Below are 15,585 nucleotides of genomic sequence, written 5' to 3'. Positions count from 1 at the left end.
AGCTGTACGCGGGTTGGCGAGCCGGGAATGGAAAACCGACAGGCCCGAAGGCCTCCCGCGCACAACTGCCATAAAGCAGCTTTGCATGTGCAAAAGCTTCTGTAATCAGAAATCTTTTGCACTCCATTCACCAGGTCGCCAAACCTAGTCGCCATCTGGGCGACCGAACGACTGTAGACCGTACTGTGGTCGGCAGAAATAAGGGGAGTGCACTGCAGGCTGTAGGGTATTTCTGATTAGTCGATCGAGATGTATCTGTGAGTTGATCGCATCTGCTTTATTGCAAGCAGCAGCTCAACTTAGTGCTCTGCGTTGATCTGACTTCCGAGCAGGTTACAGCCCTGATCCATGACATCGTCTGGCCCGAAGAGCACGAAGTGAATGGGGAAAAAGTGCTGGTACCGGTGTTGTACCTGGCCCAGGCCGAAGGCCGCCTCGGCCCGACCGGTGCCTTGATTGCCGGTAACGATGTCAGACTGATCGCCGGGCAGAACCTCGACAACGTCGGCACCCTGCGTGCCACCAACAACCTGTCGGCCACGGCGGGCAACAACCTGGTCAACAGCGGCCTGATCGAGGCCGGCAAACGCCTGGACCTGCTGGCGGGCAACGACATCGTCAACAAGGCGGGCGGCATCATCGCCGGGCGTGATGTGACGATGACCACGATTAGCGGCGATGTGCTCAACGAGCGCAGCGTCACCTCGGCGGACAGCGTGGCACGGGGCTATTCGCACAAGGATTACGCCAACAGCGCCGCGCGTGTCGAAGCCGCCAACGACATGAGCATTTCCGCCGGTCGTGACCTCAGCACCCCTGGTGGTGTGCTGCAAAGCGGCCGGGACATGAGCCTGAGCGCGGGGCGCGACGCCAATCTGGTGTCCACTGAGCTCAGCAACAGCCTGGTGCTGGGTAAAAAACACTACAGCAGCGATATCACCCAGATCGGCGCCGAAGTCAGCGCCGGCCGTGACCTGACGGTCAAGGCCGGTCGCGACATCAATGCCATCGCCAGCGAAATCGAGGCCAAGCGCAACATCGCCATGGCGGCCACCGAGAACCTGACACTGTCCTCGGCGGCCGACGAGCAGCACTCCTACGAAAAGACCAAGAAAGTCACCCGCCAGGAAGACCACGTCAGCCAGGTCGCCACCACCCTCAGCGCCGGCGGCGATGTCTCGCTCAGTGCCGGCAACGACATGGCGCTGATCTCCAGCCGCATCACCGCCGGCGACGAAGCCTACCTGGTGGCTGGCAATAACCTCGAATTGCTGGCGGCACAAGACAGCGATTACTCGCTGTACGACAAGAAGAAAAAGGGCAGTTTTGGCAGCAAGCAGACCAAGCGCGACGAAGTCACCGATGTGAAAAACATCGGCAGCGAAATCAAGACCGGTGGGGATCTGACGCTGGTTAGCGGTGGGGACCAGAAGTATCAGGCTGCCAAGCTGGAAAGCGGTAATGACCTGACGGTGCAGAGTGGTGGGGAGATCACCTTTGAAGGGGTGAAGGATCTGCATCAGGAGAGTCACGAGAAGAGCAGCAACAGTCTGTCGTGGACCAGTGCCAAGGGTAAAGGCAACACCGATGAAACCTTGCGGCAGAGCGAGCTGGTGGCCCAGGGACAATTGGCGATGAAGGCGGTCGATGGCCTGAAAATCGATATCAAGCAGATCGACCAGAAATCGGTGAGCCAGACCATCGATGCCATGGTGCAGGCAGACCCACAACTGGCGTGGCTCAAGGAGGCCGAAAAACGCGGTGACGTGGACTGGCGCAAGGTGCAGGAGGTTCACGAAAGCTTCAAGTACAGCCACTCGGGCCTTGGCCAGGGGGCGATGCTGGCGGTCATCATTATTGTGACGGTGCTGACGGCGGGGGCTGCTAGTGCAGCGGTAGGAGCCGCGACGAATGCTGCAGCAGGGAGCACCATGGCTGCAGCGACGACAGCAACTGCAACATCAGCGGCAACGAGTGCGGGTTTAGGAAACGTCATCGCTTCGGCTGCTTTAACGTCAATGGCCAGTACAGGTGCTGTCAGTGTCATTAACAACAAAGGCAATGTAGGCGCTGCTTTCAAGGACACATTCAGCAGTGACAGCCTGAGTCAGGCATTGATCGCAGGTGCTTCAGCAGGCTTTATCAATTACGCCAGTGGCAACTGGTTTGGAGCACAAACCGACCCAGTTACAAACAAGGTCACTGGCCCGAGCGTAGTCCCTCATCTGGCTGACCCGGCCGCTATTGGACGTTTCGGAGCGGTCCAGCTTGCGGGAGGCGCTGTCCGAGGGACACTGTCCGAGGCTCTTGGACAGGGAAAATTCAAGGATGCGATGACAGGGGCCTTTTTTGACATCCTGCAAGCGACAGCCTTTACGGGTGCAGGTGATCTAGGCGCAGAGTTTAAGCTTCAAGACAGTCGCCCCGGCAAAATTGCATTACATGCTGCTATCGGTGGATTGCTTTCAGAAGCAATGGGGGGGGATTTCAAGACTGGGGCGATTGCTGCGGGTGCTAATGAGGCACTCATTACCACGCTTGAGAAGAGCCCGCTATTGAGAGGTGACAATCCAGCTGAGCATGATCGGCTTGTAAACGCGGCCTCCAAACTCGTCGGTCTGTTGGCGGCTGCTGGCGTCAATGGTGATGTTGCACTGGGGTCTCAGATAGCTGGTAACGCGCAGTCGTACAACCGCAAACTCCATGCTTTAGAGGAAAAACGGCTTGCTGAAGAAGCTAAAAAGCTGGAAGCATCATTAGGTAAAAGTAGTTCCGGCCTTGATTGGGGCATGTTGCTCACCTATGCCGCTGATGGCGAACTTGATGCGCAGTCTAATAAACAGCTACAGGCAATCTTGATCGGTTATGGGCCGAACAACCCTGAGGGCGTGCATCTGGCTGAGGACCTTGATAGAGCCAGGGATGTTGTTAAGCAACTACAGAGTGAAAAAGTTCTTCTGACTTGGGCGGATGGTTCTCCTATCGTTGCGAATGGCGACAAGGTTTACGCATTTGGTGCAACCTCCAAGCAGTACAAGGACCCTCTGCTGTTCAACTCTGCAAGTAATACCACTTACAACAACTCTCCGGATGGATCGGGTGTCGTTCCTGATAAATGGATTGATCAGTATGGTGAGTCAGTTGCAACCAAGAAGCTCCGAGAGATCGGGGCTATCAGTAACGATGCTGAACTCACGGAGGCCCAATGGGGCGCGCTGAGACGTTACGCGACTGGTGGAGTTACCTCAGATATTGATCTAGAGGCGCTTCTCGCGGTGTTGCCGGTAGGTAGGGCAAGCAAGGGAAGCATTGCTGGCTTTTTGAAAGAGTTGGTGTCGCGTGATGCGCTTGCGACTAAAGGAGCACTCACTGCGGAGAAAACCGCACTGCCGGTAGGTTATCGCGAAGGCGCTTCAGTAGGGGCTGCTTTCAATGAGACGGGGGGGTTACCAGAGGGCTATCGCCGGGTTATCAATACCAAGACTGGCAACACAGAAGTTTTAGCTGCGGATGGCAAGCTTTATTTTGAGACCAGTAATGGACTGAAGCCGAAAGAGGGAGGTAATCTAGCGGGGTTGGTTGAGGCAGAGAAAAATATTGCTGGTGCGAAAGTAGCAGGTGCAGGGAAGATAAAAGTAGAAGTAGGTGCAATACCTGATGCAAATGAAGTGCGTGCAGGACAAGGGTTGTCAAGTCTCGGTTACGATGTTACTCACCTGGCAACAGCATCATCGAAAGGTGTTCAGGGACAACGTACTGCGGATTTAAAGGTTGATGGACTAGGGGCGATTGACGTGTACACACCGCAAAATTTGTCTCCTTCAAATATAGTTAAAAATATTGAGAAGAAATCAAATCAGGCGGGTGGCGTATTTGTTCAGGCGGATCTATCAAGTGAGGATATGTCTTCAATTGCAGCTCGAATGTGGGGTAAACCCAATGCTCAAAGCATAAAGACTTTGTTTTTTCAGAAAGCTGACGGCTCTGTCGCTCGCTACGATCGTCCTTAAGGAAATGATCAATATGTCGAAATTTGCATGTGTTTGTGGATATATAATTAATCTATCTAATGGAACATCTGAGTCTGAAATGAGCTTGATTTCAGAAAGAAAGATAGATGATATTGGTAGTTTGCTTTCTGTTAGAAGCATGTCCGAAGATGAGTTTTATGATGCGATAGGTGAGGGGGCGAAAACAGTTTATTCTTGCCCGAAGTGCGGTCGGCTCCATGTGGATGAAGGAGATGGGGTGTTTCGTTCCTACATTAAAGAAGGGATGTAGTCGGCACGAGAAAGGAACTGCTCAAACTACGTTTAGGCTTGGTGGAAAGTGGTTGGTGATGTAGGATTTCGCATGTGGTAAGCAGATTGTGAATGTATTGTATTCTTCAGAATAGAAAGCTTGACCTCTCAGTTTTTAGAGAGTTTATAAATATCCTTGAGGGGGTCATAAATATCCCTGGCGTTGCTGGGATGTTTTTTATTCTTTCATTGTAACCAGGCGCCCTTTTGTTGTTTGATCTAATGCTCTCAGTTATATTGCCCAGTCTCACCTTAGTTGCAGTCCTTGTGACTTTATATTCAGGGTGGGCTTTTCCGTATTGCTGGATGAGTAGTGGTCTATGACGACTTTTAACTTTAAGCCAACTAAAAAATTGGCGGCCTGAAATCGCGCATTACTACTTGTACTGAAAGCCATTCTTATAACTTTCGTCCCGCCACATCCATCAAATCACAACCATCGCGCAGCATGATGCTGCAAGCCAAGGTCAGTTCCTGAAGGAGAACAGGTTCGGGACGAGGGACGTCAGCTATCAAATTAATGCTTTGATCGAAAGGAAGACGCACCACATCTCACGTTTTATGGTACTTCTGGGAAAGTAAAAATTGACTGAACAGTTTAAAAGGTAGTTGGCTGATGGGCCAGTATTTTGATGGGGAATTGATTTCAGAGTTGGAACAGTATATCGCGTCTGGGGAGGTGGCGATTGTTGATAATATTGACTGTTATGTGGATGGGATAAATTCACGGTTGCCTATTAAGAATCGAAAGCTAGATTGGAGTGCGAGTTTTTTAGCTGCGGGGCTCGAGGTTGATCGCAGGAAGAAGGCGTCAGCATTTTCAGTTTTTTTTCAAGAGGTAAAGTTAAGGTATGGGTTGGAGGGAAAGGTTTTTTATATAGGGGATGGGGCTACCGATATTGTTGTTCTTGGAGATATAGATATTTTTGTGAAGGTTCTAGATTACTTTGTTACGATTCCGCAGCATCATTATTTTTTAGCGGAGGATTATTCTTGGTTTATATGCTTTTCGATAGAAGGAGATATGGGGTTTGATTTTTTGAAAAATTAATTGTTTTTCTTCTGCCAGTGTAAGTAGTCGCCAAGCGAGTAAGTGACAGCTATACGCAGGTTGGCGAACCGACACCAGAGGTAGGGCCGGCAGATCCGAAAAAACGCTCCTGTGTAGATAATAGTCAAAAAGTGCAGTTGATTTAAATACGCTTGTTGGTAAGGAGCTGCTCGACTTCCTGAAACGTGATGTTCCTTATGATATGCCGGGGCTGCTGACGGGTAACCCAGGGGCGATTGCTGTTCCTGCGCAGGGTGTTGACGGTTGGGGGCATTGTTTGCCTCTGATAAACAGATGGTCTATGCGAAGAACCTCGCAACACCCAGAGGGACGTTGAGTATGCTCGTGAGTTATTGAGGGATTTGAATGATGCACTCAAGCGATAAGGTGTTTACTGGATTTGTAAGTCGGTTGCTCTCTCTGCGGCTTTTTTCTGAGGAGCAACTGCTTGAGATACTTGAGGAGTTTGATGGTGCTCAGGGGGTTGTAGAAAGCAATTTGTATATATCGGCATACGAGGAAATTGCTCGCTACCTTGCCCGCTTTCAATCGCTTGATGAAATGATTTGCTTTGTCGAGTCGAACAGTGAAATGTTGAGCGAATTGCCAGGGGAGCAGTACTACTTCGTTGAGGCATTAGTTGATGCTTACTCTGCTGGCGGGGTAAATGTAGCCACCTTGATTAATGCTTCGTCGGAAAGATACAGGGGGTATTTGATTAAGCGCTTTGGGTAGTTGGTGCAAAAGGTACTACTGAACTACTGAAGCCCGCTGTAGAGCTGTTAGGTGTTATCGATTTTGAAAAGTAAAAAATGGGCGGCCCAACACCGCCCATCACGATTCAAACCAAAATCTTTTCTTGCAACTTCCGTCCCGCCACATCCATCAAATCACACCCATCGCGCAGCATGATGCTGCAAACCAGCGTCAGTTCCTGAAGAAGAACAGATTCATGCCGAGGGGTATCCGCTACCGAAAAGCTTTCCAGCAATCGGGTCACCGCACGTATTCGATAAGCCGCCGCATCGTGCAGCACATCGATAGGCGCTTGGGTATCTATAAGCAAGGAAGGGATGTTGCAGTCGTGGCCGGTAATTGGCACGTAACGGTTCATAAACTCACCTCTGGTTGATTATCTGAGCTGTCACCCCATCGTCGCCAAACGAAAAGGGTGACGGCTGTACGCAGGTTGGCGAACCGACACCAGAAGTAAAGCCGGCAGACCCGAAGATCTCCCACGCACAGCCGTCATCAAGCGGTCGTGCGGATGCAAAAGTACCTGCAAGCAGGAGGTTTTGCATCAGTTCTGGTGTCAGGTCGCCAAACCCGGTCGCCATTTGGGCGACTAGTCGAAGGTAAACCGGCCTGTGCTGGGCGGGAATAAGGCGAGTTCACCGCCGCTTGTAAGGCTTTTCTGGTTATCAACGCAGCAGGCAGTTCTGTTTGATCTAGTCCTTCTCAAGGCATGACGACGTCGCGGCCGTTCCGGCCGATCGCAGCCTGCGGCAGCGGCTACGGGGGATCGCGCTCGATGCCTGCTGCGCAGCAGCGGCCTGCCCATCACCCCAGCCCTGTCACTACAAAAACTGTCCATCCGGAAGGTCGAGATCGATGACCCCGTGGGTCAATACAGAGGCTGCCGCGATTGCCTTGGGTGAAAACAGGCGCAACAGAACGACTTTACCCAGCGTATCGCTGTGTAACGCCATTTCGTGCCGATTGCCGATCAGCACTATATCGGGCGCAATGGGCCAGCCGCCTGCCCGGGCATAAAAGCGCGCCAGCGGTGGGTCGCAGGTGAAGACGCCGATATCGAGGTTGCTGTGTTCCATGCAGCGCGTGGCCGCGGCGACGGTTCTCAGGCCCAGGCCTTGTCCCTGGCAAGCGGGATCGGTCATGACGCAGCTGAGCCCGGCGATGTCGAATGTGTGGCCGGCATGCTCGATCGTCTTCATGGCGACAGCGGCGTAGCTGAGCACCCGGTCGGGTGCGCAGATGTAGAACGAGAAGGTGTCGAACACGGGAGCGTGCAGCGGGGCGTCTTCGGCGTCTTCAGGCGCGTCCGGCTCGGGATAGACGCGTTGCTGCAGCAAGGCAAATGCTCGCTGCAAGGCCGAGGAGGCCCGCTGGTAGGCGATGGCGTCGACAGCCCCGGGTTCCGTGGGCCTGAGGTCTGTCATGGGTGTGTCCTTGTCGGCAATAGCCTGGTTGAGGGATCGATATTCTCGCATGCCGGCCGTGTGGCGTTCACCGCTCCCCACCTTTCCACTCCATATTTCCGAGCCGAGCACCCTGGCGCCCTCTGGTCTGTCCTGGCCGAACCTTCCTGGGGTGAATGAAGCTTTTGTGACAAAAGTTCGGTAGCACTTCGCCAGTCCCGTCATGGATATGTGACGCGCTTGAGGGGGCCTTCTGGCCACTGTTCTGAGCCGAGGCGGGACGCCGGGAGTGAGGTGATGGGGACTATGGAACGCTACGCGAAAGTGGGCATGCAGGAGCTGGACCAGCGGTTGTCGAAGATCGTCGAAGCCGCGCGCAAGAAGCCGGTATCGGTCTATCGCTACGGGGCGCCGTGGGTCTGGATCGTTTCCCAGGATGACTGGCAGGGCGCCTTGAAGGAGGTGTCGAGCTACATCCCGCCGGGCCATTCGCTGGTGTTGCTGCGTCCGCAGATCGACGCCTTGCTCGACCAGCACCGCGACATTCTCCAGGGCCTGGATGCCGAGCCCGGCATGCTTATCGCCCCACGCACGGTGATGCACATCCTGCTGTTGCAGCTCTTGTACTCGGTGCCCGGCGAGCAGCAGCTGTACGAGCAGCTCAATTACAACCTGCTGTTTCGCTGGTTCGTCGGCCTGGACCTGAACCACAAGGTCTGGAGCCTCGGCGTGCTGAGCCGCGATATCGCCACGCTGTTGAACGATGCGCGGGCGGTGCTGCTGATCCAGAAAATCATCGGTGAAGTGTTCTGTGGCGCCTTGCTGCAAATGCCCGAGTTCTCGTTGAACTTCGCGCTGCTGCACAGCTGGCTGGCCAAGCACGCCACGACATCGACCTTGAGCAATTGAGGCGGCCAAACGCCGTACAGACGGCGACGGCGGTTTCGACGCGGTTGGACATTCTTGGAAATCTAGGGGGCGGTGTGGAGCATCTGTTCGATAGGGGGCGGCCGGGGCCGACCAGGCGCTGGCTGCCGGTATGCGGCTGGCTGGCGCTGGTCGCGCTGAGCCAGCCGTTGTTGGCCGAGGAGGGCGGCCCGGTGGAGGGCGAACCGGTGCAAGGCGGCGCATCGCAAGGCGCGGCCGCGCCCGCGCGGCTGGTGGATGTGAATGAGTACTTCGTGCGCGGCAACACCGTGCTCGATGCCCGGGCCATCGAAGAAGCGGTGTATCCCTTCCTCGGCCCGCAGAAAGCCCTGAGCGATATCGAGGGCGCCCGCGACGCCTTGCAGAAGGTCTACCAGGCCCGCGGCTACCAGTCGGTGTTCGTCGAGCTGCCGGAGCAGAAGGTCGAGGACGGCATCGTCTACCTGCAGGTCAGCGAGACCAAGGTCGGGCGGGTGCGGGTGGTGGGGGCCAAGCATTATTCGCCGGTGGAAATCCGCGACGAGGTGCCGGCGTTGCAGGAAGGCGAGGTGCCGGACTTCGCCAAGGTCCAGGGCCAGCTGGCGAGCCTGAACAAGACCCCCGGGCGCCAGGTCATGCCGCTGGTTCGCGAAGGCCAGCGCCCCGGCACCATGGACGTCGACCTGCAGGTGGAAGACCAGAACCCGTGGCAGGCCAGCGTCGGCCTGAACAACGACTACAGCGCCGACACCAAGCACCTGCGGGCGGTCACCAGCCTGGGCTACAACAACCTCTGGCAACTGGGCCACAGCATTTCCCTGACCTATTTCACCGCGCCCGAGGACCAGGACAACGCCAAGGTCTGGTCCGGTTCCTACACCGCGCCGCTGAACGAGCGCTGGAGCCTGCAGTTCGCCGGCTACCAGTCCGACAGCAACGTCGCCACCATCGGCGGCAGCAACGTGCTGGGCAAGGGGCACTCCTACGGCCTGTCGCTGATCTACAGCCTGCCGGCCAGCGGCAGCTGGGCCAATTCGTTCTCGGTCGGGGTGGATTTCAAGGACTTCGAGGAGGAGCTGAGCCTGGGCGGCGACAGCGACAAGGTGCCGCTCAAGTACGCGCCGTTCACCTTCGCCTACAACGGTTTCCGCTACACCGAGACTTCCCAGCTGGGCCTCGGCCTGAGCCTGGTGGCCGGCACCCGCAGCCTGTTCGGCTATGGCAGCTCGGACGAAGACTTCGACTACAAGCGCTACCGCGCCAACCCCAGTTTCGCCGTGCTCAAGGGCGACCTGAATTACACCTACACCTTCGCCAACGACTGGCAGACCGGGTCCAAGGCGGCGTTCCAGCTGGCCTCGGGGCCGCTGGTGTCCAACGAGCAGTTCTCCGCCGGCGGCGCCACCTCGGTGCGCGGCTATCTGGCGGCCGAGCGCACCAGTGACGACGGCTACCTGTTTTCCCAGGAGCTGCGCACGCCGTCCCTGGCCAAGTACCTGGGCGGTTATGTCAACGAATGGCGCTTCTACGCCTTCGCCGAAGGCGCACGGATGTACCTGCGCGACGAGCTTCCCGACCAGGAGGCCGACTACAGCCTGGCCAGCGTCGGCCTGGGCACCCGCGCCAGCTTGAGCAAATGGCTTTCCGGCAGCCTGGACTGGGGTTACCCGCTGCTTGATGGACCGAACACCCAGAAACAGGACTCGCGCGTGCACTTCAGTGTGCAGGCGACGTTTTGATCTTTCACGGAGTAACTTTCATGCAGCGCTTACTGATTTCCCTGTTGATCTGCCTGGGCTTGGTGCTCCCGGCGACCGCCCAGGCGTGGTGGCAGGACGACTGGCACTACCGCAAGCAGATCTCGATCGACACCACGCCGCAAGGCGCGGCCATCAACCAGGCCCTGGGCCGCACCGCGCTGCTGGTGCGCCTGCACACCGGCAACTTCAGCTTCGACGGGGTCAAGGAAGACGGCTCCGACCTGCGCTTCGTCAGCGCCGATGACAAGACCGTGTTCAACCACCAGATCGAAAGCTTCGATCCGCTGATGGGTATGGCCCTGGTCTGGGTCGATGTGCCGAACGTGGAGGGCGGCCAGCGCCAGGACATCTGGATGTACTACGGCAACCAGAAGGCCCCGGCGACCGCCAACGGCCAGCTGACCTTCGACCCGAACTACATCGCCCTCTATCACTTCGACGGTGCCAACGGCACCCCGGCCAAGGACACCACGGCCTACGGCAACCATGCGCAGAACGCCACCGGCGCGAGCATCGACGGGGTCATTGGCCGGGCCTTGCAGTTCAACGGCCAGCCGCTGCTGTTGCCGGCCAGCCCGTCGCTGCAACACAGCGCCGACGGCGCCTTTACCTTCAGTGCCTGGCTGCGTCTGGACCAGGCCAGCGGCGAACAGTTGCTGCTGGCCCGGCGTGAAGGGGCCAGCAGCCTGCTGATCGGGGTCAACCAGGGCGTGCCTTTTGTCGAGGTCGACGGCCAGCGCGCGGTGTCGACCCAGCCGCTCAATCCCGGGCAGTGGCAGCACCTGGCCCTGACCGCCCAGGGCAGCCAGTTGGCATTGTTGGTCAATGGCCGCGAAAGCGCGCGCCTGGCGGTGGCGCTGCCGGCGTTCAATTCGCCGCTGGCCATCGGCGCCGATTTGCCGCCGGCATCAACGCCAGGGGCAGCGGCCGAGGCCAGTGCCTTCCTGCCGTTCAATGGCGCCATCGACGAGCTGCGCCTGTCCAAGGTGGCCCGTCCCGCTGGCCTGCTGCTGGCCGATGCCGTGGCCCAGGGCGCCGAGTCGAAGCTGGTGGTGTACGGCGTCGATGAAGAACAGTCGGGCTTCGGTTTCGGCAGCCTGGGCTTTTTGCTCAAGGCCGTGCCGGTGGACGCCTGGGTGATCATCGCGGTGCTGGTGCTGATGATGTTCCAGTCGTGGATCATCATGATCCGCAAGAACCGCATGGTCGGCCGCGTCAGCAGTGCCAACCAGCTGTTCCGCGAGCAGTTCGCCCGGGTCGGCACCCGCCTGGAAATGTTCGTCGACGATCGCGAGCTGGCCCAGCGCCTGGAGCATTCCTCGCTGTGGCGCCTGTACCAGGTGGCGGTCCAGGAGATCCGCACCCGTCGCGAGCAGGGCGCCGACACCTCGTCGGTCTCGGCGGCGACCATCGAGGCCATCCGCTGCTCCATGGACGGCGTGCGCACCCGCGAGAACCAGCAGCTCGGTTCCAAGCTCTCGACCCTGTCCAACGCCATCGCCGGCGGGCCCTACATCGGCCTGCTGGGCACGGTGCTGGGGATCATGGTGGTGTTCCTCGGCACGGCCATGGCCGGCGACGTGAACATCAACGCCATCGCCCCGGGCATGGCCGCGGCCCTGCTGGCCACCGCCATGGGCCTGTTCGTCGCGATCCCGGCGCTGTTTGGCTACAACCGGCTGATCACCCGCAACAAGGAAGTCAGTGCCGACATGCGGGTGTTCGTCGACGAGTTCATCACCCGCCTGGCCGAGTTGCATGGCGCCAGCCAGTCCAGTGAAGCCGCGCCCGCGCGGGCTCATAACGCCAGCGTGCCGGCCTGAGGAGAAACGTCATGGCTTCTGTGAACGCCTCCCACGACGACGATGACGACGCGCCAGTGGACAGCATCAACATCACGCCCCTGGTGGACGTGCTGATGGTGGTGCTGGTGATGTTCATCCTCACCGCCACCGCCCAGGTCTCCGGGATCCAGATCAACCTGCCCAAGGCCAGCGCTTCGGTGTCGCTGTCCGAGGCCAAGACCAAGGCGATCTCGGTCAACGACGGCGGCCAGGTGTTCCTCGACGCCTACCCGGTGACGCTGCCGGAGCTGGAAGAACGCCTGCGCATGGAAAAGGCCTTGAACCCGGACTTCCCGGTGATCGTGCGCGGCGACGCCACGGTGCAGTACCAGAAGGTCATCGAGGTCCTGGACCTGTTGCGCCGGCTGGAGCTGTCCCAGGTCGGGCTGGTCACCGGCAAACCGAGCCAGGGCTGAGCCATGACCGCACAACAACCTATCCAGTTGCCGCCAGTGAAGAACCGCACGGCGCCGCGCCTGCTCAAGTGGGGCGTGGGCCTGCTGCTGGGCGCCGGCGCCGCCTGGCTGCTCTGGCAGTGGGCCAACGACATGAGCGGCGTGCGCCGTGAGGCGCCCAAGGTGCCGACCATCATCCCGCTGCCGCCACCACCGCCACCGCCGCCGGAAAAGCCCAAGGAGCCGGAGCCGCCGGTCGAGGAGAAGGTGCCCGAACCGGAACCGACCCCGGAGCCGGAGCAGGTCAAGCCCGAGGAAGAGGCACCGCCGTCGCCGGTGGACGACCTGGCCAATCCCATGCAGATGGATGGCGATGCCCAGGCCGGCAGCGACGCTTTCAATATCGGCGCCGGCAAGGGCGGTGGCATGGCCGGCTCCGGCGGTGGGCGCCTGGGCAACGGCACCTACAGCCAGTTCCTGGCCTTCACCTTCCAGCGCGTGCTGCGGGAAAACCCGGACCTGCGCAACCAGGCCTTTTCGCTGCAAACCGACGTCTGGCTGAGCGCCGTCGGCGAGATCACCCGGGTCGAGCTGGTCAAGTCCAGCGGCAACCCGCAAATCGACACCCAGGTGCTGGCCGCCTTGCGCGGCGCGGCGCATTTGACGGAGCGGCCACCGGCCTCCCTGACCCTGCCTGTACGCCTGTCCCTGCAGGGGCGGCGTCCGGGTTAACCGAACGACTGATGCAAGTTTTGCCAAAAGGAGCTGTGTGCAAATGATTTCCAACGTGAATCGATTGTCCCTGGCGATCGGCATGGTCATCGCGACCCTGGTGGGACCGGTAGCGGCCGCGCCCGCTGCGCCCTCGGAAAACGCCACGATCAATCTGATCCGTTTGCTGGTGCAGCAGGGCGTGCTGAAACAGGAACAGGCCGACGGCCTGATCGCCCAGGCCGAGCGCGAAGCGCAGCAGGCGCGCCAGGCCAGCACCGCGGTGGCGGCAGGACCGGCGGCAACGCCGGGGGATGTGCGGGTGCAATACGTGCCGGCCATCGTCCGCGACCAGATCCGCGACCAGGTCAAGGCCGAGGTCATGGCCACCGCCAAGCAGGAAAACTGGGCCCAGCCCAATACCTTCCCGGACTGGGTGTCGCGCATCAGTTTCGACGGCGACATTCGCCTGCGCGACGAGTCGCGCTACTACTCGGGCAGCAACAGCAACGAAATCGTCGACTTCGCCAAGCTCAACGACAAGGGCCCGTACGACGTCAACCCCAACAGCAGTTCCAACCTGCCGCCCTTGCTCAACACCCGCGAGGACCGCGAGAACCTGTTCCGCCTGCGCGCCCGGCTGGGCATGAAGGCCCAGGTCGCCGAGGACTGGACCGCCGGCATCCGCATCGGCACCGGCTCGGACAACAACCCGGTGTCCACCACCCAGACCCTGGGCGGCGGGTTCGGCAAGAAGGACATCTGGCTCGACCAGGGCTACCTGACCTGGAAGGCCACCGACGCGCTGACCCTGACCGGCGGGCGGATCGCCAACCCGTTCTTCTCCACCGACCTGTTGTATTCCAACGACCTGAATTTCGACGGTGTGGCGGCGATCTTCAACCACAAGCTCAATCGCGACTGGGGCCTGTTCGGCACGGTCGGCGCGTTCCCGGTGGAGTACACCAACGACACCTCCACCAGCAATGGCTTCGACAAGGAAGAGAGCGACAACAAATGGCTGTACGGCGCGCAGATCGGCGCCAACTGGGCGATCAACGGCAACCACCGGCTCAAGGGCGCGTTGGCCTACTACCGCTTCGACGACATCGAGGGCCAGCGCTCCGGTGCCTGCGAACCCTGGGCCGGGGCGCCGGGCTGCGACAGCGACGGCAGCCGCGTGGCCTTCATGCAGAAGGGCAACAGCGTGTTCCTGCTGCGCGACATCACGCCCAACCCGCTCAACCCGGCTGCCACCGCGCAGCCGCAGTTCGTCGGCCTGGCTTCGGAGTTCAACCTGCTGGACTTGAACCTGGTGTGGGACGCCGACCTGCCGGAGAACTTCAAGCTGCGCAGCCAGGCCAACTACGTCCACAACCTGGGTTACGACGAAGGCGAGATGCGCAAGCGCTCCGCGGGCCAGATCGTCAACAACCTGGACAGCGACGGCGAGCTGGAAAGCGGCGCCAACGCCTGGATGGTGCAGTTCACCCTGGGCAACAGCCTGGAGCTGGCCAAGCAGGGCGACTGGAACCTGTTCGCCGGCTACAAGTACATCCAGCCCGATGCGCTGCCTGACGGCTTCAACGATTCCTCGTTCCACCTCGGCGGCACCAACGCCAAGGGTTATTTCCTCGGTGGCAACTACGGCCTGGCCAAGAATGTCTTCGCCACCGGCCGCTGGCTGAGTTCCGAGGCGGTGTACGGTGCGCCGTTCGACATCGATGTCTTGCAGCTTGAAATCAACACGCGCTTCTAGGGCGCAAGGGGCATTGTCATGACCAGTCTTGCTATGAACAGCACGGCGATGAACACGCGAGCCAGGGCAGGGCGCTGCCTGTTGTTGGCCCTGGGCGTGCTGATGGCCAGCGGGGCCAGCGCCGAAGGCATGGAGGAGCGCCTGCGCACCCAGTTGCGCAGCACCACCCAGCAGTTGCAGGCCCTGCAGAGCGAACAGGCCCAGGCCAGCGCGGCCCGGGTCGCCGCCGAGAACCAGGCCAAGCAGGCGCAGGCGCAGATCAAGCAACTGAGCGCCGACCTGGCCAAGGCCCGCGGTGTCGCCGAGCAACTGGCCGGCCAGCAGCAGAACCTGCACAGCCAGGCCCAGGCGCAGATGGCCGCCAGCAGCGAGCAGATCGGCAAGTTCAAGAAGGCCTATGACGAACTGCTGGTCATGGCCCGGGCCAAAGAGGCCGAACGGGCCAGGCTTGAGGCGCAATTGAGCGAACGTGACACACAAGTGCAGCAATGTTCGGTCAAGAATCAGCAGATGTATGGCGTGGCCAAAGAGATCCTCGCGGCCTACGAGAAGATCGACGTGGCGCAGGTGATGAAAATCCGCCAGCCCTTCGCCGGCGGCGCCCGGGTCAAGTTCGAGGAACTGGCCCAGGGCTTTGGCGACGAGCTGTACAAAACCCAGTTCGATGCCCCCCGGGCAGCGAGCACCCACTGAATATCA

General features: G+C 59.4%; 12 protein-coding genes and 1 pseudogene. 11 read left to right on the top strand and 2 right to left on the bottom strand.

Translation table 11 applies throughout. The features are described 5' to 3' along the window. Positions 1-275: 275 nt before the first annotated feature. The 4 genes and pseudogenes from AC07VU_RS30185 to AC07VU_RS30170 form a co-directional block, all read left to right on the top strand. Positions 276-4,010: pseudogene (locus tag AC07VU_RS30185) on the top strand (DUF637 domain-containing protein); the annotation flags it as partial. A 13-nt stretch (positions 4,011-4,023) separates the two neighbouring features. Then, positions 4,024-4,281 carry a DUF8617 domain-containing protein gene (locus AC07VU_RS30180; protein ID WP_256583187.1) on the top strand — a complete coding sequence of 86 codons (258 nt, stop codon included), beginning with the start codon at positions 4,024-4,026 and terminating at the stop codon, positions 4,279-4,281. 636 nt (positions 4,282-4,917) lie between these two features. Continuing rightward, positions 4,918-5,352, top strand: coding sequence for a hypothetical protein (locus AC07VU_RS30175; RefSeq protein WP_169897785.1), 435 nt, complete (start codon positions 4,918-4,920; stop codon positions 5,350-5,352). Positions 5,353-5,718: 366 nt separating this feature from the next. Further along, complete coding sequence (locus AC07VU_RS30170) at positions 5,719-6,087, top strand: hypothetical protein (protein ID WP_169897784.1); 369 nt, start codon at positions 5,719-5,721, stop codon at positions 6,085-6,087. A gap of 106 nt (positions 6,088-6,193) precedes the next feature. Here the strand turns inward: AC07VU_RS30170 and AC07VU_RS30165 are convergent, their stop codons facing one another. Together AC07VU_RS30165 and AC07VU_RS30160 are read right to left on the bottom strand one after the other, a co-directional pair. Then, positions 6,194-6,466 (bottom strand): hypothetical protein, encoded by a 273-nt coding sequence (locus AC07VU_RS30165; protein WP_169897783.1) that lies wholly within the window; start codon positions 6,464-6,466, stop codon positions 6,194-6,196. Positions 6,467-6,929: 463 nt separating this feature from the next. Beyond that, entirely contained in the window at positions 6,930-7,532 is a 603-nt protein-coding gene (locus tag AC07VU_RS30160; RefSeq protein WP_186353017.1) for a GNAT family N-acetyltransferase, read from the bottom strand. Positions 7,533-7,808: 276 nt separating this feature from the next. Between AC07VU_RS30160 and AC07VU_RS30155 the strand changes: the two genes are divergently transcribed. The 7 genes from AC07VU_RS30155 (at position 7,809) to AC07VU_RS30125 (ending at position 15,579) form a co-directional block, all read left to right on the top strand. Further along, positions 7,809-8,420, top strand: coding sequence for a transposase (locus AC07VU_RS30155; RefSeq protein ID WP_007928988.1), 612 nt, complete (start codon positions 7,809-7,811; stop codon positions 8,418-8,420). A gap of 74 nt (positions 8,421-8,494) precedes the next feature. Next, positions 8,495-10,156 (top strand): ShlB/FhaC/HecB family hemolysin secretion/activation protein, encoded by a 1,662-nt coding sequence (locus tag AC07VU_RS30150; protein ID WP_274306701.1) that lies wholly within the window; start codon positions 8,495-8,497, stop codon positions 10,154-10,156. A 20-nt stretch (positions 10,157-10,176) separates the two neighbouring features. Then, on the top strand, positions 10,177-12,000 hold the full coding sequence (locus AC07VU_RS30145) for a DUF2341 domain-containing protein (RefSeq protein WP_495031003.1): 1,824 nt from the start codon (positions 10,177-10,179) through the stop codon (positions 11,998-12,000). A gap of 11 nt (positions 12,001-12,011) precedes the next feature. Continuing rightward, complete coding sequence (locus tag AC07VU_RS30140; protein WP_007928991.1) at positions 12,012-12,437, top strand: ExbD/TolR family protein; 426 nt, start codon at positions 12,012-12,014, stop codon at positions 12,435-12,437. Between the two features lie 3 nt (positions 12,438-12,440). Further along, entirely contained in the window at positions 12,441-13,148 is a 708-nt protein-coding gene (locus AC07VU_RS30135; RefSeq protein ID WP_053260994.1) for an energy transducer TonB family protein, read from the top strand. Positions 13,149-13,191: 43 nt separating this feature from the next. Next, a complete protein-coding gene (locus AC07VU_RS30130; protein WP_495031002.1) occupies positions 13,192-14,886 on the top strand; it encodes a putative porin in 1,695 nt (564 codons plus the stop codon). A gap of 48 nt (positions 14,887-14,934) precedes the next feature. After that, complete coding sequence (locus tag AC07VU_RS30125; protein WP_274306787.1) at positions 14,935-15,579, top strand: DNA repair protein; 645 nt, start codon at positions 14,935-14,937, stop codon at positions 15,577-15,579. The last annotated feature ends 6 nt before the right edge of the window (positions 15,580-15,585 follow it).

It is taken from the genome of Pseudomonas sp. GW821-FHT02B10 (assembly GCF_059421865.1).
The sequence above is the reverse complement of the archived record's forward strand: the minus strand, read 5'-3'. Positions and strand labels throughout refer to the sequence as shown.

What these genes read in the sequence shown, in the direction of transcription:
- AC07VU_RS30140 (WP_007928991.1), top strand. Translation starts at nt 12,012, where the DNA reads ATGGCTTCTGTGAACGCCTCCCACGACGACGATGACGACGCGCCAGTG.
- AC07VU_RS30165 (WP_169897783.1), bottom strand. Translation starts at nt 6,466, where the DNA reads ATGAACCGTTACGTGCCAATTACCGGCCACGACTGCAACATCCCTTCC.
- AC07VU_RS30175 (WP_169897785.1), top strand. Translation starts at nt 4,918, where the DNA reads ATGGGCCAGTATTTTGATGGGGAATTGATTTCAGAGTTGGAACAGTAT.
- AC07VU_RS30160 (WP_186353017.1), bottom strand. Translation starts at nt 7,532, where the DNA reads ATGACAGACCTCAGGCCCACGGAACCCGGGGCTGTCGACGCCATCGCC.
- AC07VU_RS30170 (WP_169897784.1), top strand. Translation starts at nt 5,719, where the DNA reads ATGATGCACTCAAGCGATAAGGTGTTTACTGGATTTGTAAGTCGGTTG.
- AC07VU_RS30155 (WP_007928988.1), top strand. Translation starts at nt 7,809, where the DNA reads ATGGGGACTATGGAACGCTACGCGAAAGTGGGCATGCAGGAGCTGGAC.
- AC07VU_RS30130 (WP_495031002.1), top strand. Translation starts at nt 13,192, where the DNA reads ATGATTTCCAACGTGAATCGATTGTCCCTGGCGATCGGCATGGTCATC.
- AC07VU_RS30145 (WP_495031003.1), top strand. Translation starts at nt 10,177, where the DNA reads ATGCAGCGCTTACTGATTTCCCTGTTGATCTGCCTGGGCTTGGTGCTC.
- AC07VU_RS30180 (WP_256583187.1), top strand. Translation starts at nt 4,024, where the DNA reads ATGTCGAAATTTGCATGTGTTTGTGGATATATAATTAATCTATCTAAT.
- AC07VU_RS30125 (WP_274306787.1), top strand. Translation starts at nt 14,935, where the DNA reads ATGAACACGCGAGCCAGGGCAGGGCGCTGCCTGTTGTTGGCCCTGGGC.
- AC07VU_RS30135 (WP_053260994.1), top strand. Translation starts at nt 12,441, where the DNA reads ATGACCGCACAACAACCTATCCAGTTGCCGCCAGTGAAGAACCGCACG.